The organism is Pseudomonas sp. ICMP 10191 (genome assembly GCF_001467335.1).
Classification (GTDB): domain Bacteria; phylum Pseudomonadota; class Gammaproteobacteria; order Pseudomonadales; family Pseudomonadaceae; genus Aquipseudomonas; species Aquipseudomonas cerasi.
Map to the genome: position 1 here is coordinate 218,217 of NZ_LKGW01000113.1, position 17,469 is coordinate 235,685.

Annotated in this window: 18 protein-coding genes; 15 read left to right on the forward strand and 3 right to left on the reverse strand. The window is 58.0% G+C overall.

From position 1 onward, the window contains the following. Positions 1-62: 62 nt before the first annotated feature. A complete protein-coding gene (locus AO388_RS15765; RefSeq protein WP_003363371.1) occupies positions 63-443 on the reverse strand; it encodes a hypothetical protein in 381 nt (126 codons plus the stop codon). Between the two features lie 220 nt (positions 444-663). On the opposite strand from AO388_RS15765, the gene AO388_RS15770 reads away from it, so the two are divergent. The 3 genes from AO388_RS15770 to def all read left to right on the forward strand — a co-directional run bounded on the left by AO388_RS15770 (position 664) and on the right by def (position 2,640). Next, a complete protein-coding gene (locus tag AO388_RS15770; protein WP_003363370.1) occupies positions 664-855 on the forward strand; it encodes a CsbD family protein in 192 nt (63 codons plus the stop codon). Positions 856-1,081: 226 nt separating this feature from the next. Continuing rightward, complete coding sequence (locus AO388_RS15775) at positions 1,082-2,050, forward strand: YihY/virulence factor BrkB family protein (RefSeq protein WP_003363368.1); 969 nt, start codon at positions 1,082-1,084, stop codon at positions 2,048-2,050. Positions 2,051-2,100: 50 nt separating this feature from the next. Then, on the forward strand, positions 2,101-2,640 hold the full coding sequence (gene def, locus AO388_RS15780; protein ID WP_003363366.1) for a peptide deformylase: 540 nt from the start codon (positions 2,101-2,103) through the stop codon (positions 2,638-2,640). 24 nt (positions 2,641-2,664) lie between these two features. Here def and AO388_RS15785 read toward each other — a convergent pair whose 3' ends face one another. Beyond that, positions 2,665-3,075, reverse strand: a complete 411-nt coding sequence (locus AO388_RS15785; protein WP_003363364.1) for a GNAT family N-acetyltransferase — start codon at positions 3,073-3,075, stop codon at positions 2,665-2,667. 120 nt (positions 3,076-3,195) lie between these two features. Between AO388_RS15785 and AO388_RS15790 the strand changes: the two genes are divergently transcribed. The 8 genes from AO388_RS15790 (at position 3,196) to AO388_RS15825 (ending at position 10,668) form a co-directional block, all read left to right on the forward strand. Further along, positions 3,196-4,209: an ABC transporter substrate-binding protein gene (locus AO388_RS15790; RefSeq protein ID WP_058416710.1), complete on the forward strand. Its 1,014-nt coding sequence runs from the start codon at positions 3,196-3,198 to the stop codon at positions 4,207-4,209. A gap of 133 nt (positions 4,210-4,342) precedes the next feature. Beyond that, a complete protein-coding gene (locus AO388_RS15795; RefSeq protein ID WP_003349900.1) occupies positions 4,343-4,843 on the forward strand; it encodes a hypothetical protein in 501 nt (166 codons plus the stop codon). Between the two features lie 31 nt (positions 4,844-4,874). Further along, positions 4,875-5,312 (forward strand): nucleoside deaminase, encoded by a 438-nt coding sequence (locus AO388_RS15800; RefSeq protein ID WP_044309772.1) that lies wholly within the window; start codon positions 4,875-4,877, stop codon positions 5,310-5,312. A 289-nt stretch (positions 5,313-5,601) separates the two neighbouring features. Beyond that, positions 5,602-6,423, forward strand: a complete 822-nt coding sequence (locus tag AO388_RS15805) for an alpha/beta fold hydrolase (RefSeq protein ID WP_003431055.1) — start codon at positions 5,602-5,604, stop codon at positions 6,421-6,423. Then, the gene (locus AO388_RS15810; RefSeq protein WP_003363358.1) at positions 6,413-7,600 is read left to right on the forward strand and encodes a PAS domain-containing sensor histidine kinase; all 1,188 of its coding nucleotides are present in this window, start codon (positions 6,413-6,415) and stop codon (positions 7,598-7,600) included. Before AO388_RS15805 ends, AO388_RS15810 begins: the two co-directional genes overlap by 11 nt. Before the next feature lie 113 nt (positions 7,601-7,713). Beyond that, on the forward strand, positions 7,714-8,898 hold the full coding sequence (locus AO388_RS15815; RefSeq protein ID WP_054082156.1) for a GAF domain-containing sensor histidine kinase: 1,185 nt from the start codon (positions 7,714-7,716) through the stop codon (positions 8,896-8,898). 230 nt (positions 8,899-9,128) lie between these two features. Continuing rightward, positions 9,129-9,449 carry a hypothetical protein gene (locus tag AO388_RS15820; RefSeq protein ID WP_003431051.1) on the forward strand — a complete coding sequence of 107 codons (321 nt, stop codon included), beginning with the start codon at positions 9,129-9,131 and terminating at the stop codon, positions 9,447-9,449. 55 nt (positions 9,450-9,504) lie between these two features. Beyond that, the gene (locus AO388_RS15825) at positions 9,505-10,668 is read left to right on the forward strand and encodes a PQQ-dependent sugar dehydrogenase (protein ID WP_003431049.1); all 1,164 of its coding nucleotides are present in this window, start codon (positions 9,505-9,507) and stop codon (positions 10,666-10,668) included. A gap of 93 nt (positions 10,669-10,761) precedes the next feature. Here AO388_RS15825 and AO388_RS15830 read toward each other — a convergent pair whose 3' ends face one another. After that, positions 10,762-11,070 carry a PepSY domain-containing protein gene (locus AO388_RS15830; RefSeq protein ID WP_003363351.1) on the reverse strand — a complete coding sequence of 103 codons (309 nt, stop codon included), beginning with the start codon at positions 11,068-11,070 and terminating at the stop codon, positions 10,762-10,764. 303 nt (positions 11,071-11,373) lie between these two features. Here AO388_RS15830 and AO388_RS15835 point away from each other — a divergent pair, with 303 nt between their 5' ends. The 4 genes from AO388_RS15835 (at position 11,374) to AO388_RS15845 (ending at position 16,997) form a co-directional block, all read left to right on the forward strand. Beyond that, positions 11,374-13,548: a TonB-dependent siderophore receptor gene (locus AO388_RS15835; protein WP_058416711.1), complete on the forward strand. Its 2,175-nt coding sequence runs from the start codon at positions 11,374-11,376 to the stop codon at positions 13,546-13,548. 462 nt (positions 13,549-14,010) lie between these two features. Beyond that, positions 14,011-15,327 (forward strand): MFS transporter, encoded by a 1,317-nt coding sequence (locus AO388_RS15840; RefSeq protein WP_003434304.1) that lies wholly within the window; start codon positions 14,011-14,013, stop codon positions 15,325-15,327. A 486-nt stretch (positions 15,328-15,813) separates the two neighbouring features. Next, positions 15,814-16,083: a helix-turn-helix domain-containing protein gene (locus tag AO388_RS27635; RefSeq protein WP_003363345.1), complete on the forward strand. Its 270-nt coding sequence runs from the start codon at positions 15,814-15,816 to the stop codon at positions 16,081-16,083. 182 nt (positions 16,084-16,265) lie between these two features. After that, positions 16,266-16,997, forward strand: coding sequence for a hypothetical protein (locus AO388_RS15845; RefSeq protein WP_058416712.1), 732 nt, complete (start codon positions 16,266-16,268; stop codon positions 16,995-16,997). The last annotated feature ends 472 nt before the right edge of the window (positions 16,998-17,469 follow it).

Sequence of the window (17,469 nt, forward strand, 5' to 3'; positions counted from 1 at the left end):
CGCGCGACGCTCACCCGGTGCAGTGCGGGAAGGCAGCAGTTGTTTTGCTGCTGCGTTGACAGCTACTTCTGCAGGAAGCCGGCAAAACTCAGGTTGCTGCCCTTGGGGCGCATGTCCTTGAGGAAAGAGTCCTTGTCAGCGCTCAGTTCCAGGCTGACGGTCGGTTTGCGCTTGTCGGCATTGCGCACTTCAAGGCCTTCCATGTGGTCGCGCATGAATACCGTGGTCACTTTCAAATGCAATAACTGGTCGGTTTCAGGCGTGTGCAGCAGCAGGTGCAGCCACTCGTACTGACCTACTTGCAGGCGCGGGACAGGCAGGTCGAACCACCAGATGTTTCGTTTGTGGTCCAGCACGGCGAAATGCGTGTTGTTGACGCCCAGCACTGCGCCACCCAGATCCTGGTTTCTGCGTGCAATGGCCAGCTTTTTATCGAGTTTCATAACGTTCCTGTGAATCGGTGTGTTCAGCGTGTCGGCCCTGCCGGACAACGGTGGCGCGCATTCTCGCACAAACTCTGCTGCAAACCTGCCCCAATGCACGGCAGATGAATGGCAACAGCGGCCCGGAAAATAGTTGAAACTCTTCGCCACCGGCACAGGTCAATCCTTTGTCGAGTACGACATCCGATCCAGTGCGGTCTTCAGACCCAGGAGATTTCCGATGAGCAGCACCAGCGATAAAGCCAAAGGTATGGCCAACGAAGCAGTTGGTAACGTCAAGCAGGCTGTTGGCAAGGCTACCGACAACGACAAACTGCGGGCTGAAGGCAAGGTACAAGAGCTGAAAGGCGAAGGCCAGCAGGCGAAAGGCGAAGTCAAGGACGCGATCAAGAAGGGCGTGGACAAGGCTTGAGTCGATCGTTTCCGGCGCCCTGGCGCCGGGACCAGGCATTACCGATAACGGCCATCCACGGATGGCCGTTATGCTTTCTGCTCTGCGGGACTGAAACCTTTCATGGCCTGTCCAGTCAATGTGCCATCGGTATTCGCGTATCGGCTCCGTCAGCGCGATATGTCATCTAGGACATGCCGGTTTTCAGGATGTAAGGTTTTCCAGTAAGGGAGCGAGAGGAAGCGCCATGATTTTCCCCCATTTGCGTAAATTGAAAGTCGGCAAGGTGCTGGTGAGAACCGTCAACGAATTCCTCGATGACGAGATGTCCACCTATGCATCGGCACTGGCTTACCAGATGCTGTTTTCTCTGTTTCCGTTCCTGCTGTTTCTGATCGCGCTGATCGGCTTTCTGCACCTGCCGGACTTTTTCTCCTGGTTGCGACTGCAATCGGAGTTCCTCTTGCCGCCGCAGGCCCTCGAGCAGGTCAACCCGGTCATCGACCAGTTGCAGCAGTCCAAGGGTGGCTTGCTGTCGATCGGTATCGTCATCGCGCTGTGGACCGCGTCAGCAGGTGTACGCCTGATGATGAGCGCCATGAACGCTGCGTACGACGTCGTCGAAGGACGCCCTATCTGGAAGCGTTTGCCGCTGTCGATTCTCTATACCGTAGGCATTGCCGGCATGTTGCTGGCAGCAGCAGCCTTCATGGTGCTGGGGCCGCAGGTCATGAACTGGATTGCCGCGCAGATCGGCATGGAAGACTTCATCGTGACGCTGTGGACCATCCTGCGCTGGCCCGCGATCATTATCCTGCTGATGGTCGCTGTGGCGCTGATCTATTACGTGATGCCCGACGTCAAACAGGAGTTTCGCTTTATCACCCCAGGCTCGGTGCTGGCCGTGGTGGTGTGGATCGTCGCTTCCCTGGCCTTCGGTTTTTACGTCAAGACCTTTGCCGACTACAACGCCATGTACGGCAGCATCGGCGCGATCATCGTGCTGTTGCTGTACTTCTATATTTCGGCGGCGGTGCTGTTGCTGGGTGCGGAAATGAATGCGGTGATCGAGCACATGTCCGCTGAAGGCAAGGACGCAGGCGAGAAGGAAGCCGGCGACGGCCTTGGCGAGGAAAGCAGCGAGACAGGCAAGCAGCATGTCTCCGGTCTGGGCCGCGACCATTCGGTGCCGCTGCAGAAGGCGGACGAAGCCTGATCGCTTTCTGTGGCAAGATCGCCTTTTAAGTCGGCGAGGGACAGGCAGTCATGATCCATAACATCCTGAAGATGGGCGATGAGCGCCTGTTGCGCATCGCCCCTCCGGTGCCCGCAGACATGTTTGGCAGCAGCGAGCTCGATACGCTGATCGCCGACATGTTCGAAACCATGCACAGCGTCGGCGGTGTGGGCCTGGCGGCACCGCAGATCGGCATCGATCTGCAGCTGGTGATTTTCGGCTTCGAGCGCAACGAGCGCTATCCCCAGGCCGAGGCGGTTCCGCAGACGATTCTCATCAACCCGCTGATTACCCCGCTGAGCCCGACGCTGGAAGAGGGCTGGGAAGGGTGTCTGTCAGTGCCCGGATTGCGCGGCATGGTGGACCGTTATCAGAGCATTCGTTACGAAGGCTTCGATCCTCAAGGCCAGCCCATCGTGCGCGTTGCCCACGGTTTTCACGCGCGGGTCGTCCAGCATGAATGTGACCACCTGATCGGTCGGCTTTACCCGTCGCGCATCACCGATTTCAGCAAATTCGGCTTCATGGACGTGATGTTTCCGGACATGGACCCCAACGCCGACGAGTGATGGTGGCGTTTCGTTGCGAAGCCGTCAGGCTTCGCGGCACAGTGCGACCAGCGGCTTGCTGCGGCTGTAACGCATGAATCGTTCGCCCAGTGCCTGTGGCAGACGCTGTGCCGTCTCGAACCCCGAGCGTTGGTAAAAGCCCAACAGATCCGGATGGCAGAACAGCCACACCGGCCCGTTCAGCGGTTGCAATGCCGCTTCGATCAGGCCCTGCGCCACGGCTTGTCCGCGCAGCGCCGGCGCCACGAACAGCCCGGTCAGCCAATGCCCCTCTGCGACAGGTGTCAGGCACAACGCACCGATGATTTCTGCCCGCCTTGCAACCCACGCCTGGCCCTTGCTGGCAGCGCGCATTGACGACTGGTGCTGACGGTAGAACTTGCCCAGTAACGGGCGACATTCATCAGGTAGCGGGTAGAACTGGATTTCGGACATCGCGGCGGCGCTTGAAACAGGGGCCTCGCATCATACAGAGGCTCAAACCGTGACAACTAATCGGCGCTGGCTGGTGTCGATACTTCCAGACCCGTTTCTTCCGCGCCATTTGAGGTGAGCATGAAATCAATAACACGACTACTGGGCTGTTCACTTCTGGCGCTGGGCCTGCTTGGGCAGACCGCGACAGCGGCTGAAAAGACCAAGCCTATCCAGTTCGGCGCGCTGACCTGGGAAAGTGGCAGCCTGATTACTGAAGTCCTGCGTACCATCGTCGAGAAGGGCTATGGCTACCCGACCGATACCCTGCCAGGCAGTACCGTCAGCCTGGAAACCGCGTTGGCGAAAAATGACATTCAGGTGATCGCCGAAGAGTGGACCGGACGCAGCCCGGTGTGGGTCAAGGCTGAAGAGGAAGGCAAGGTGCTCGGCCTGGGCAACATCGTCAAAGGCGCGACCGAAGGCTGGTGGGTGCCTGAGTACGTGATCAAGGGCGACGCCGCCAAAGGCATCAAGCCGCTGGCGCCGGACCTGAAGTCTGTCGCGGATCTGGCACGCTACAAGGATGTCTTCAAAGACCCGGAGTCGCCGGACAAGGGCCGATTCCTCAACAGCCCGAGCGGCTGGACTTCGGAAATCGTCAACACCCAGAAGCTCAAGGCTTATGGCCTGGCTGACAGTTTCGTCAACTTCCGCACCGGCTCGGGCGCAGCACTGGACGCCGAGGTCGCATCGGCTATCCGGCGCCGCAAGCCTGTGTTGTTTTATTACTGGTCACCTACGCCTTTGCTGGGCAAGTACAAGCTGATCAAACTGGACGAGCCAGCCTTTGATGCCGAAGCCTGGAAAACCCTGACCGACGCCAGCAACCCCAATCCGCGCGGCACGTCTTCGCTGGCGGCAACCCTGTCGATCGGTGTGTCGGCAGAATTCAGCAAGCAATACCCTGAGCTGGTGAGTGTCTTCAAAGGCGTGGATTTCCCGATTGACCTGCTGAACAAGACCCTGGGTGAAATGAGTGACAAGCATGAGGATGCCAAGGTCGTGGCTGCACGCTTTCTGAAGCAGCATCCCGACGTCTGGAAAGCCTGGTTGCCTGCCGATGTGGCCGAGCGGGTCAGCAGCAGTCTTTGACTAACGCCCTGCTGAATGACACGAGGCGCATAGCTGATAACGGCATCGATGACCGGTATGCGACGCGCCGAGTGGTAAAGCGTCACCGAGCTGATAAGTTCATGTCTGGGTCAATCGATGCTCGGGAGGCGTCATGACTGGTCACGTTCGTGGCTCGCGCGGCACGTGGCAGACTTGCCTGGCATTGCTGGCCTGTCTGTCGCTGGACGCGATGCAGCCGGCCAGTGCCGAAGAGGCCGACGACATGGCGCTGGCGCTGGTGGAACAACGAAACCTGGGCGAAGGCCTCGCCTGGCTGGGGTATCAGGTCGCCTCGCGCACTGCGACGTTTGCCGGTATCGTGCAGGCGGTTGGCAAGACTGAAGCCCAGGAACTGGTGCAGAAGGAACTGCAGCGCCTGAAACCGGAATATCAGGCGCAGTGGGACCGCAATCTGGCAGCCGCATATGCTCATTCCTTTACCGCCGAGGAGTTGCGTTCGCTCAATCAGGGGGCGGATTCGCCTTCATTGGGGAACAGATTCAGGGCCAGAAACACCCAGGTCAGCACCGATATGAAAGCCCGATCATCGGAACTGCTGGGACAATTTGTCAGCCGTGCGCTGGGCAACGCCGAGGCAGCACTGCAACACTGACAGCTATTTTGACGATACGAGGCAAAAAAACATGGACGCATTCATGCAGGCAGCATTCGATGAGGCGCAACTCGGGCTGAAGGAGGGCGGAATCCCTATCGGCTCGGTCATCGTCCACGGCGGCAAAATCATCGGTCGAGGCCACAACCGTCGTGTACAAGAGGGCAGTGCGACGAAGCATGGCGAGATGGATGCACTGGAAAATGCCGGTCGCCAGCCGGCCAGTGTCTACCGTGACTCGGTCCTCTACACCACACTGTCGCCCTGTGCGATGTGCAGCGGTGCGATTCTGCTCTACGGCATTCGCAAAGTGATCATCGGCGAGAATGAGTCGTTCATGGGCGAGGAAGACCTGCTGCGCTCGCGTGGCGTGCAGATCGACGTGCTGGATAACCATGATTGCAAGCACATGATGCAGGGCTTCATCGCCAGCAAGCCCGAGCTGTGGAACGAAGACATCGGCGAGTGAATCCCGCGTCTTATCAGCCCCACGCTCCGCGCTCATCGTAAATCTAACTGCTTATCGTGCCAATGCTCGCGTTGGCATGCAGTTCGTGACGCTCTTCGTCGCCTGACACCTCCCTGATACCCTCAACGTTCAGACTTGCTTCAGAATACTGCCCGTCATTAATCTTCTTCGGCTCCTGCCTTAAAGTGCGGTTTGTGCCACTAATGTGCCTTTAACGGTGATAACCTCCTCCCATCTTTATCACGGTATGCATACCCAGCCGTTTACCAGGCCATTTTCGGAGCCCGATATGTCGGTCCAGCAGCGTAACAACGTCAACATTGTGGGCGACGGACCGATCACTCTGATTTTTGCTCATGGATTCGGCTGCGATCAGAACATGTGGCGTTTTATGGCGCCGCACTTTGCAGAGCGCTTCAAGGTCGTGCTGTTCGATCTGGTGGGCAACGGCAATTCGGATGTGTCGGCCTGGTATCCGCACAAGTATTCGTCGCTCAAGGGTTATGCAACCGACTTGCTGGAGGTGGTCAACGAGTTCGCCGCACAGGGGCCGGTTGTGCATGTCGGCCACTCGGTCAGTTGCATGATTGCCGTGCTTGCCGAGCTTCAGTCACCCGGTCGTTTCGACGGCCACATCATGATCGGCCCATCCCCGCATTACCTCAACGAGGCAGATTACGTGGGGGGATTCACTCGCGCCGATGTCGATTCGTTGCTTGAAACACTGGAAAGCAATTATCTGGGATGGTCCAGCACCATCGCGCCGACGCTCATGGGCGCCTCGGACCAGCCTGAGCTGAGCGAAGAGCTCGCCAACAGTTTCTGTCGCACCAATGCCGAGATCGCCAGACAGTTTGCCCGCGTGACGTTTTTATCCGACCATCGTGCCGATGTCGTGCAACTCAAGAGCAGAACACTCATTCTGCAAAGCAGCGACGATATGGTGGTGCCGGTCGAGGTGGGTGAGTACCTGCACCGTGTCATCGCCGACAGCACCCTGCACATGATCGACAACGTAGGGCATTACCCGCACATGAGCGCAGCACAGGAATGCATTACTGCGATGAATCAGTTTCTGGCCTCTTACGAGAGCGCCGCACATGACCGTTGAACAGGTAAGCCTGCCCGCCACCGAAGAGCTCTATGAACAGGCGCCCTGTGGTTTGTTGATCACGCTGCCCAACGGCACCATCGAGCGCGCCAATCTGACGTTTTGCCGATGGCTGGGTCTGGAGCGCGACGCTGTTGTGGGCCGCCGCTTTCAGGATCTGCTGAGCCTGGCAGGCAAGGCCTTTCTGCAGACTCACTGGGCGCCTACGCTGCAGTCGCAAGGTTCAATTGCCGAGGTCAAGGTCGAGCTGATTCATGCCGATGGCCGCCCCATTCCGATGATGCTCAATGCCGTACGCCGCGAGTACCCGTCGGGGTATCTGCATGAAGTGGCCGTGTTCCTGGCCGAAGAGCGCAACAAGTACGAGCGCGAACTGCTGGCGGCCCGCAAGATCGCCGAAGAGCTCCTGCAACAGCAGATGACCGTGCAGAGCGAGCTGACTTCGGCGCGCAATCGCTTGCGTCTGGCGCATGCCGAGGCGGAGATCCGGGCTATTTTTGCCGAACAGATGATTGGCATCGTCAGCCACGACCTGCGCAACCCGCTGGCCGCGATCAAGATGGCTGCCGGACTGCTGGAGCGCACATCGCTTGAGTCGCGCCAGGAGCGGATTCTGGGACACATCAATCATTCCACCGACCGTGCCGATCGCATGATTGTCGATCTGCTGGATTTCACTCACGCCCGCGTGGGCAGCGGCATTACCGTCGTTCCTCAGCCTGTCGATTTTCACGCAGTGGTCGCCCGCGGCGTCGAAGAGCTGCGCCAGGTTTTCCCGGATCGGGTGCTGACCCATCGCAGCGAAGGGCAGGGCGCATGTTCGGCTGATCCTGACCGCCTGCTGCAGATGCTCGGCAATCTGGTCAGCAATGCCATCAATTACGGCACCGACGACGGTGAGGTTTTGATTACGTCGTCGTTCGACACCTGGATGATCAAACTGTCGGTGCACAACGTCGGTGAGCCGATACCGATGGAGAAAGTAGACGACCTCTACGAGCCCGTCGTACGCGTGGTCAGCGACAGTGACGAGACCCGTACAGTCGGGCTCGGCCTGTTTATCGTGCGCGAGATCGTTCGAGCCCATCTGGGCGATGTGACGGTTCGTTCTTCGGCTGAAGAGGGCACGACGTTCACGGTGGCGTTTCCGCGTCCCCCGGCGAAATCCGAGGTTTGATCAGGTTTCATGCAGATTGCCGATCAACCCGTGTTATTCACGGGTGCAGAAAAATCGTTACAGTCCTAAACTAGCGTGCTGCGTCATCACATCAAGGCTCATACAGGTTCTACATGCGGCGATCCATTTCAAATGATGTGGCCACGATCAGTCGGATCAGTGCGGTGCCGGCCATCCTGCAGGTCATTGCCGAATCCACAGGGCTGGGGTTCGCCGCCGTGGCGCGTGTAACCGAAAATACCTGGACGGCCTGTGCGGTTCTGGACAAGCTCGATTTCGGTTTGAAACCTGGCGGCGAACTGGACGTAAGCAGCACCATCTGCCATGAGATTCGCAACTCCCACAAGGCTGTGGTGATTGATCATGTCGCTGAGGATCCGCTGTTCTGTACGCATGACACTCCACGTCTGTACAGCTTTCAGAGCTATATCTCGGTGCCGATCTTTCTCTCCGACGGCTCTTTTTTCGGCACCATCTGCGCGCTGGATCCCAAGCCTGCAAAGCTGACCGGTACGCCCATCGAGGCAATGATGGTGTCGTTCGCACGTCTTCTGGCGCTGCAGATCGAGGCCGAGGAAAATCTGCAACAGGCGCGTGAAGACCTGCTCGCCGAACGTGAGGTGGCTGAGCTGCGCGAGCAGTTTATCGCCGTGCTGGGGCACGACCTGCGCAACCCCCTGTTTGCCATCAATGCCAGTGCCGAATTGCTGTTGCGTCGTTCGCTGGATGAAAAGGCCCTGCAGGTTGTGCAACACATCCTGACCTCTGGCCAGCGTGCTTCGCAGTTGGTCGATGACGTGCTCGATTTTGCCCGAGGCCGCATGGGCCACGGCATTCCTCTCAGTATCCATGAGGCGCACGGCCTGGATAAAACCCTGGAACATGTGATTTCCGAGGTGCAGCGTGTTCATCCGTCGCGGCCGATTCATTCGGACATAGGCGTGCTGGAGCGTATCCGCTGCGATCACGAGCGGATCGCGCAATTGCTCTCCAATCTGGTGTCCAACGCGATCAGTCATGGCGATGCCGAGAGCCCGGTCGAAGTGACGGCAGGTGTGCATGGCGAGCTGTTTGTACTCAGCGTTACCAATCAGGGGGAGCCGATACCTGAATCGGTTCGTGCGCAACTGTTCCTGCCGTACTCAAGACCCATCACCGATGAGCCGCAAGCCGGGCTCGGACTGGGTCTGTACATCGCCAGTGAGATCGCCATTGCTCATGGAGGTACGCTCGAGGTGTGCTCCACGCGTGAGCAGGGCACGGTCTTTACCTTCAGCATGCCGTTGAAGTCTGCGTAAGCATTCTGCGTCAGCCAACGCCTGAGCGCAGGCTGCCCGCCTCCGGAAAACCTCGCGCTGCAGGCCGTCGCGTCGTTCGGTTGCGACAGCCCTGACCATCCTTGTTACAAACTCGTCCATCGCTTTGCTTGCTCATCGGCAGTGTCGCGTCGAACCTGAGGCTCGGGTTGCCATCAAAGGCCTGAGCCTTCACGGTTACTCCGAAGTTTTCACCTTGCCCAGAGGTAGTGATGAACAGTTTTGTGCGCAATCTTGTCGGGGGCGTGCTTGTTGCGTCATGCAGCATCGGCGCAGCCCAGGCGCAGACGCTGCCCAACAGCACCCTCAACAACGGTGCCAGCAGCAACCCGTATAACAGCCCGATCCACCGTGCCAACCCCAACAGTCGCCAGGGCACCGAGTCCAGCGTGCCCCCGTCTCGTGGCCCCAACATCGCGCCGCCGGTGCGCAAGCCTACCCTGGAAAACGGTGGCATCGGCAACGGCTACCCCACGCGCCAGAACACGCCACGTCCTTCTACACCGACAATCGACCCCAAGCGCAACAACTGAATTTTCAACCCGGCGAACCCGTGTGGACGTCGACTCAATGCATAAGGAAACGCTCATGCTTAGAAAAACCCTGATCGCGACATTGTGTACTGCAGCCATTCTGAGCCTGCCATTGACGGCCAGCGCCGCTACGGAAACCTACAAAAGCGAACTGGGCACCGTCACGGTGACGCCTGTTGTCGAAGGTCTGGATCATCCGTGGGCGCTGGCCTTTCTGCCTGACAGGCAAGGCATGCTGGTGACAGAGCGTTCCGGCAACCTGCGCGTGGTGTCGGCAGATGGCAAATTGTCTGCGCCGCTTTCCGGGGTACCGCAAGTCTGGGCGCAGAAGCAGGGCGGTCTGCTTGATGTCGTGCTGTCACCGGATTTCGCCAAGGACCGCATGGTGTATCTGACCTATTCCGAGGGCAGCGGCAAGACCGCCGCCGAGGGTGATACCGCCGGCACTGCCGCAGGGCGTGGTCGCCTGTCCAAAGACATGACCCGCTTGGAAGACTTCGAAGTCATCTTCCGCCAGGAACCGAAACTGTCAGTGGGCAACCACTTCGGCGCGCGGATGGTCTTCGATCGCGACGGTTACCTGTTCATTGCGCTGGGCGAGAACAATCAGCGCCCCACTGCGCAGGATCTGGACAAGCTGCAGGGCAAGATTGTGCGCATCTATCCGGACGGCAGCGTACCGAAAGACAATCCGTTCGTGGGCCAGAAGGGCGTACGCCCCGAGATATGGTCCTATGGCCATCGTAATCAGCAGGGGGCCGCGCTGGATCCCTGGACCGGGACGTTGTGGACCAACGAGCATGGTCCCAAGGGCGGTGATGAGTTGAATATCATCGAACGTGGCGCGAATTACGGCTGGCCGATCGCGACCCACGGTATCGACTACTCGGGTCAGCCGATTTCGGAGTCCAAGGGCAAGGTTGTCGAAGGAACCAAAATTCCGTTCCAGGTCTGGGAAGTGTCGCCGGGCTTGAGTGGCATGGCGTTCTATGACCACAGCCTTTTCAAGGCATGGGATCACAGTGTATTCATCGGTGCGCTGGCCACTGAGGAGTTGATCAGGCTGCAGTTCGAGAATGACAAGATCGTTCATGAGGAGCGTCTGTTGAAAGACATGAAACAGCGCATACGTGATGTGCGTCAGGGGCCGGACGGTTACTTGTATCTGTTGACCGACGACGATAAGGGAAGCCTGCTGAAAGTCGGCTTGGCTCAGTAATAAACTATTAATCGTTTGAAAAAGAAAATTCCCACAATGTTGTGGGAATTTTCTTATGAGTTGCTTGCGGTGGTAACCGTTAAAGCCGTCGGATCAATTATCCTTTGCGTCACGTACCACTTCGCCTGTCTTGGCATCGACGTCGTAGTTCCACTCTACACCCTTGGCGTCTTTCAGTTCGATCTGGTAGATCAGGCGGCCGGTGCGGTCTTTTTCCAGCTCGGTATCGCTGACCGTAAAGCCCTGGTGCTTGGCAACAGCGTTCTTGTTGAACTGTTCAAAGTCACCCAGCGCCTGAGACTTGTACAGGCGGATCACTTCATCGGGACCAACGTCAGCCTGGGCGGCACCTGCAACAGCAGTGAGGGCAACAGCGGCGAAAACGGCAGGCATAAGTTTCATGGGGTATTTCCTTTCTGATTGATCTGTCTTGATGGATTCATCACAGGCTGATTGGTTCAGCGGTTTTGTTGAACTCAGATTATCCGCGCTTACTTAATTCACGCTTAATTATTCAAGTGTGCGAAACGTTATGAAGCCGGTCTCGCTCTGCCGATTCGCAAGTAAAGTTTTCCCCTGCACTTCGTTTACAGGCAGAGCGTCACGTAAAGGTTGAAAAAAACCGGCAGTGAACGTAAAAGGTTGGCCCCCTGCCGGAAGGTGCGTCGCGTCTGTCCAGGCATCTGTCCTTTCGGAGTCTGCTCGATGAGAACGCCTTACCGACCTGCCATGCGCCACGCCTGGCGATTGTTACCGTTGGGTATGGCGGTTGCCTCGCCGTTGCTGGCCGCAGAAGTGGTCAGCCTGGATGCGGTCAATGTCACTGGGTTCAGCGAGCCGGAAAGCACCGGCGACTATAAAGCAGAGCGGGCGTCGATCTTCGGCTTGGATCAGGCCTCTCTGCTGGACACGCCGGCCTCGGTGTCGGTGTTCAGCGCTGCGCTGATCGAGGACCGTCAGGCAAAGCTGCTGAGTGAAGTGCTGCGCAACGATGCGTCGGTCGGCGACGGCTATGCACCAGTGGGCTATTACGAAAACTTTGTGGTGCGCGGGTTTTCGTTGAACGCCGCCAACAGTTATCGCATCAACGGCCGCAGCATTGCCGGTGAGCAGAATGTAGCGCTGGAGAACAAGCAGCAGGTCGAGTTGCTCAAAGGGCTCTCCGGCCTGCAGAGCGGTGTGGCCGAGCCCGGTGGCGTCATCAACTATCAGACCAAGCGGGCGCAGGACGTCCGGTCGGTCACGGTCTCGACCAACGAGCACGGTGAACGTTACATCGCCACCGACGTCGGTGGCTGGTTCGGCAGCGAGCAACAGTTTGGCTTGCGCGCCAACCTTGCCCACGAAGACATTCGCTCGTATGTCGAACACGCCGATGGTCAGCGCGATTTCGCCTCGCTGGCGTTCGACTGGAACATCAGCGAGCGCGCGCTGCTGCAACTCGACGTCGAGTACCAGACCAAAGAACAGCGCTCGGTGCCCGGTTATCAGCTTCTGGGCGGTACTGCGCTGCCTCACGATGCCTCACCACGTAAACTGCTGGGCTACCAGAACTGGTCCAATCCGGTCGGTATCGACTCGCTGAACATGAACGGACGTTTCGAATATCGATTCAATGACAGCTGGAAGGGCAGTCTCAGCGCTTCACGCAGTCGTGTGGTCATCGATGACTACAGTGCCTTTGCGTGGGGTTGCTACGGCTCGGCCAGTTGCGCAGGGCAAGCGGTGCCCAACCACTTCAGTGCCGAGGGTGATTATGACATCTATGATTTCCGCAGCCCGGACGACACGCGTCGCAACGATGAAGTCGAAGCGGCCATGTCCGGCACATTCACTACCGGATCGCTGGGGCACGAACTGACCTTCGGCAGCAGTGCCTACCGCCGAACGGTCGATACGCGCGGGACCTTCAACGAATTCGTCGGCTCGGGCAATATCAATGAGGCGCCCGAGCAAGTGGCCCCCTCGACTCTGGCGCTTGCGCACACCGAGCGTCGTCTGGACAGCCGCCAGTACGGGCTGTTTGCCACCGACCGGATCAGTTTCAACGAGCACTGGCAAACCGTGCTGGGCGGACGCGGGGTGCGGCTCGACGAACAGGCGTTCAACGAGGACGGCAGCGATGCGCGACACACCGAGCGCTATGTGTTTCTGCCTCAGGCGGCGCTGATCTACAAGCCGGTGGACAACGTTTCGCTCTACACCAGCTACAGCAAGGGCCTGTCGCTGGGCGGGACAGCGGCGTGGTTCACCACCAATGCCAGTGAAATTCTTGCGCCGACCGTATCCCGACAGCTGGAAGCCGGTATCAAGTATGACTGGCAGCGCATGAGCCTGACCGCCGCAGTGTTTCAGGCGCGCCAGGCGTATCAGTACTCCAGGCCCAACGATGACGGCACGTTTACCTATGTGCAGCAAGGCGAGCAGAAAAACACCGGGCTTGAACTGGGGGCGAGTGGCTGGGTGACCGACCGCCTGCAGATATCCGCCAGTGCGGCGGCCATCCGGGCGCGCGTTGAAGACAGCGGCACCGAGGCCTATGACGATCATCAGGCCCTCAATGTGCCCAGATACCGTGGCACCCTGCAAGCTGACTACAGCCTGCCGGTGCCCGGGCTCGCCTTACTCGGCGGGATGCAGTACAGCGCCAGCAAGTACGCTGACCGTGAAGGCTCCGTGCAGGTCAATGACTACACACTGTTCAATATCGGCAGCCGTTACAGCACCCGAATCAGCGGCTACGACACGGTCCTGCGCCTGACCGTCGACAACCTCTTCGACAAACGCTACTGGCGTGATGCCGGGGAGTATCTGGGTGACGACTACCTGTTCATGGGCGCACCCAGAACGGCGAGATTGTCGGCCACCGTCAACTTTTAGTGGACGGGCTCTACTGCACGGAGCGTTGGCACGATCGTCGGGATTCTCGTTCCTCACGCTCCAGCGTGGGAATGCAGTTCTCGACGCTCTGCGTCGTCAAGAGGACGCGGAGCGTCCGGAACGGCATGCGACGCGGAGCGCCGCACGATAGTTGAAGTGATCGTTCCTCACGCTCCAGCGTGGGAATGCAGTTCTCGACGCTCTGCGTCGTCAAGAGAACGCGGAGCGTCCGGCACGGCATGCGACGCAGAGCGTCGCACGATAGTTGCAGTTCTCGACGCTCTGCGTCGTCAAGAGGATGCGGAGCGTCCGGAACGGCATGCGACGCAGAGCGTCGCACGATAGTTGCGATCATCGTTCCCGCTACAGGCCTCAGCTTCGTATCAGTGCGCCCGCAAGCTTTGCTATTCTTCGCGCCCTGTGAGCGCCAGGCGCTTTTTTCAGCCATGTTTCGGGGGCGTCATGACGGCCATCGTTCAATCCACTCCGCAACCTTTTACCAAAGGCGACTACAAGACCCTGAGTCTTGCGGCGCTGGGTGGGGCGCTGGAAATCTACGACTTCATCATTTTCGTATTCTTTGCACTGACCCTCAGCCAGCTGTTTTTCCCACCCGACATGCCCGAGTGGCTGCGTCTGCTGCAAAGCTTCGGGATCTTCGTGACCGGCTATCTGGCGCGCCCGCTGGGCGGGATTCTCATGGCGCACTTCGCCGACCGGCTGGGCCGCAAGCGCGTGTTCAGCCTGAGCATTCTGATGATGGCCCTGCCTTGTCTGCTGATCGGCATCATGCCCACCTACGCACAGATCGGTTACTGGGCGCCGCTGGTGCTGCTGGCGCTGCGCATCCTGCAAGGGGCCGCTGTGGGCGGCGAAGTGCCAAGCGCCTGGGTATTCGTGGCAGAACACGCGCCCAAGGGGCACCGCGGCTATGCACTGGGTGTACTGCAAGCCGGCCTGACGTTCGGGTACCTGCTGGGTGCACTGACCGCGACATGGCTGGCACGGGTCTTCAGCCCTGGCGAAATCCTCGACTGGGCATGGCGTATTCCGTTCCTGCTCGGTGGCGTATTCGGCGTGGTGGGCGTCTGGTTGCGCCGCTGGTTGAACGAAACCCCGGTATTTATCGCGATGCATGCCCAACGTGAACATCTGACAACGCTGCCACTTGGCCAGGTCCTGCGTGAGCACCGCCAATCCTTGCTGCCTGCTGCGCTGCTGACCTTTGTGCTGACCTCCGCAGTGGTGGTATTGGTGGTGATCACCCCGACCGTCATGCAGCAGCGCTTCGGTATCAGCGCCAGCGATACCTTTGCCCTGAGCGCCGTCGGCATCGTGTTTCTCAATATAGGCTGTGTGTTGGCAGGCATGCTGGTCGACCGCATCGGCGCCTGGCGCGGCATCATGTTCTACAGCCTGCTGATGCCGATGGGCATTGGCGTGCTTTACACCAGCCTCATCGAGCAATGGATGCCACTGGGCATCGCCTACGCGATTGCCGGGCTGGCGTGCGGGATTGTCGGTGTGGTGCCGTCGGTGATGGTCGGACTGTTCCCGGCGAACATCCGGGTGTCAGGCATCTCGTTCACTTACAACATCGCCTACGCCTTCTGGGCCAGCACCACGCCATTGATGCTGATTGCTCTGATGCCCTGGAATATCTGGGTATGCGTGCTGTATAGCCTGATCATGGGTGCCACAGGCCTGATGACCGCTGCGGTATTCGGTCTGCGCCGGGGCGTGGTGGTGGATGACCTGGCAAGCGGTAAAGCCGGATAACACCAGGCCGGTTGACACGGCGAATGCCGTTCTCGCAGAGACCGGCGACATCCGCTGCTCACCTCTGCTGTGGGGTGAGTAGCCGTTCAAATATGAGCGCAAAGTTCCTGGCACCCGACGCTTTCAATTGTAACAAGTGATTGTAATTCCGTTTCCTCAAGTCTATCTTGCGCCTCTCTATACTGTTTGCGTTATTTATCTAATGTGCTCTTGGCTCGTGCCTGTGGAAAATGTTTCTTCAGGTGGATCATTCGCAGTGTCGATACGTTGGTAGGCGTAATTATTCCGCGTTTCATGTAGGAGCTTTCCTCAATATTTTATTATTAAAGATTTTTCTTACAGCTTTCGGCTGTATTGCAGGACTTTTAAGGTGTATCTCGTGTTTATGCAAACAAGACTAAATAAAATGATTTCTGTGCCGATTGACTGTTTGGGTCATGGAAGACGAATGTAAGAAACATCCTACAAATTTGCCTATTAGGCAAAATGATGGCAAGGGGAAGTATCATGTGGGTGACAATGAGAGAGCAGGAGGTTCTTGGCCTGTTGTTGCAGGGATGTACGAACAAGGAAATTGCCAGGCAGCTCAGTATCAGTGACTACACCGTTCGCGATCACGTATCTTCGCTGCTAAGAAAGAATCAGGTAAGGACGCGTGCCGAGCTCATGGCCAGGTGCGTATCTCTATTGCTTCCGGGGAACACTGCCCGACCCCCTACATCTGTCGGATTGCGTAGCGAGCCAGCACATACATAATGTGTCTTGTCGCAACCTGTAACGTGTTAATGCAATGAGCACTGCTGACGTTTTGCGGTGCAATCAATAATACCGTGCTGCTCTGTGACTGCTGTCGGCCACTGTTTCCCGGCTGTCTGCAGAAAGGAATATCCGAAACCTGCTCGCACGACGAACTGTAAACAATAAAAAAGGAGCCACTCATGACTGTTTGTTTTGTTCGGGGCGAGTCAGGTGCCGACACGGCGTTGCGGCTGGATCCGCAGCGGCCTGATTTTAATATGACAACGGACTTCCAGCATCTGGCAACCCGGCAGTCCGCGCTTTCGGTGACGCAACTTGCCGAGCAACAGGCAAAGCTGTCCGGCCCTGTTGGCCTGTTTGCCAAACTCTGTCGGCAGCTTCGTTCGCAGGGGCGTCAGGCACCGTTACTCGAAGAGGTTACCCGACTTGAGGGCCGTAAGCGTCAATGGCTGGCCGAGCGCGCCGTACAATTCGCACTGGGCCTGCACGGCCGTCGGTCAGAAGCCGAGAACCCGTTCAAGGGCCTGGTGCGCGAAGACCTGTGCTGCATCGTATTCGATGAGCCATCGCCGCACACGCTGGTCGAGCGTTATGCCGCCAGCGAAGCGCTGCGAGCTCACGACAGTGAGTACTTCGTCAAACTCATTGCTACCACGCGCAATACCGTCGAACGGCGAATCGTCTTTCATGGTCTGCTCGAACACTTCGACCGGCTGTTGCCCATCGAGAAGAGCATCTATCCGCTCAACTATCGCGCTGTTCAGCAAGCGTACCTCGATCATGAAGAAGCGCTCTATGGCGCGCTGATAAAGCAGCAGCCCATCGGCACATTGCTTGAGAGGCATACGCCTGAGTGGCTGTTGGATAACCTGTCCTCATTTGAACTTTCCATCGATCAAGCGTGTGGCTAATCAGGTCTCGGACGTGGGTATTTATACCAGTCGGTTGATGAGGTTTTACAAGCGCTTCAGGTCTTTTCTAAAAAAACATGTTTAATCAGAGTGCGCGTTAGCGCGCTCGGTGAATGATAAAAGATAACGGTTCGTGCAGATGCTTTCAAGCCTGCGGCTTTCGCACAGTCGATGAATTTGATTTATAAATATTGGAGTAATATCCATGAAAAAAATAGCACCCTTGCTTGTGTTGTTAGTGTCGGCTGCCAGCCAGGCGGGCGATTATTCTGTTACGACTACCCGAACGCCGACGTTTATCAATGGGCCTGGTCACAGTGCGTTTTCTCGACACCAATTGAGATTGGCTGACTACCCCCGCGGCGCGGCGAGTAACTCTCGGTTGCAAAAGATTTCCTGGACCGCGACTACTTTTCCGGAAAGCGTGAACGAACGCGCAAATCTTTGTTTTAGGAGAGGCGGTGTACATGAT

Bases quoted from the DNA above. Each gene is read 5' to 3' on its own strand.
- AO388_RS15775 (WP_003363368.1), top strand. From the start codon at position 1,082: ATGATTTTCCCCCATTTGCGTAAATTGAAAGTCGGCAAGGTGCTGGTG.
- AO388_RS15785 (WP_003363364.1), bottom strand. From the start codon at position 3,075: ATGTCCGAAATCCAGTTCTACCCGCTACCTGATGAATGTCGCCCGTTA.
- AO388_RS15825 (WP_003431049.1), top strand. From the start codon at position 9,505: ATGCTTAGAAAAACCCTGATCGCGACATTGTGTACTGCAGCCATTCTG.
- AO388_RS15815 (WP_054082156.1), top strand. From the start codon at position 7,714: ATGCGGCGATCCATTTCAAATGATGTGGCCACGATCAGTCGGATCAGT.
- AO388_RS15835 (WP_058416711.1), top strand. From the start codon at position 11,374: ATGAGAACGCCTTACCGACCTGCCATGCGCCACGCCTGGCGATTGTTA.
- AO388_RS15820 (WP_003431051.1), top strand. From the start codon at position 9,129: ATGAACAGTTTTGTGCGCAATCTTGTCGGGGGCGTGCTTGTTGCGTCA.
- AO388_RS15845 (WP_058416712.1), top strand. From the start codon at position 16,266: ATGACTGTTTGTTTTGTTCGGGGCGAGTCAGGTGCCGACACGGCGTTG.
- AO388_RS15840 (WP_003434304.1), top strand. From the start codon at position 14,011: ATGACGGCCATCGTTCAATCCACTCCGCAACCTTTTACCAAAGGCGAC.
- AO388_RS15795 (WP_003349900.1), top strand. From the start codon at position 4,343: ATGACTGGTCACGTTCGTGGCTCGCGCGGCACGTGGCAGACTTGCCTG.
- AO388_RS15810 (WP_003363358.1), top strand. From the start codon at position 6,413: ATGACCGTTGAACAGGTAAGCCTGCCCGCCACCGAAGAGCTCTATGAA.
- AO388_RS15765 (WP_003363371.1), bottom strand. From the start codon at position 443: ATGAAACTCGATAAAAAGCTGGCCATTGCACGCAGAAACCAGGATCTG.
- AO388_RS15800 (WP_044309772.1), top strand. From the start codon at position 4,875: ATGGACGCATTCATGCAGGCAGCATTCGATGAGGCGCAACTCGGGCTG.
- AO388_RS15790 (WP_058416710.1), top strand. From the start codon at position 3,196: ATGAAATCAATAACACGACTACTGGGCTGTTCACTTCTGGCGCTGGGC.
- def (WP_003363366.1), top strand. From the start codon at position 2,101: ATGATCCATAACATCCTGAAGATGGGCGATGAGCGCCTGTTGCGCATC.
- AO388_RS15805 (WP_003431055.1), top strand. From the start codon at position 5,602: ATGTCGGTCCAGCAGCGTAACAACGTCAACATTGTGGGCGACGGACCG.
- AO388_RS15770 (WP_003363370.1), top strand. From the start codon at position 664: ATGAGCAGCACCAGCGATAAAGCCAAAGGTATGGCCAACGAAGCAGTT.
- AO388_RS27635 (WP_003363345.1), top strand. From the start codon at position 15,814: ATGATGGCAAGGGGAAGTATCATGTGGGTGACAATGAGAGAGCAGGAG.
- AO388_RS15830 (WP_003363351.1), bottom strand. From the start codon at position 11,070: ATGAAACTTATGCCTGCCGTTTTCGCCGCTGTTGCCCTCACTGCTGTT.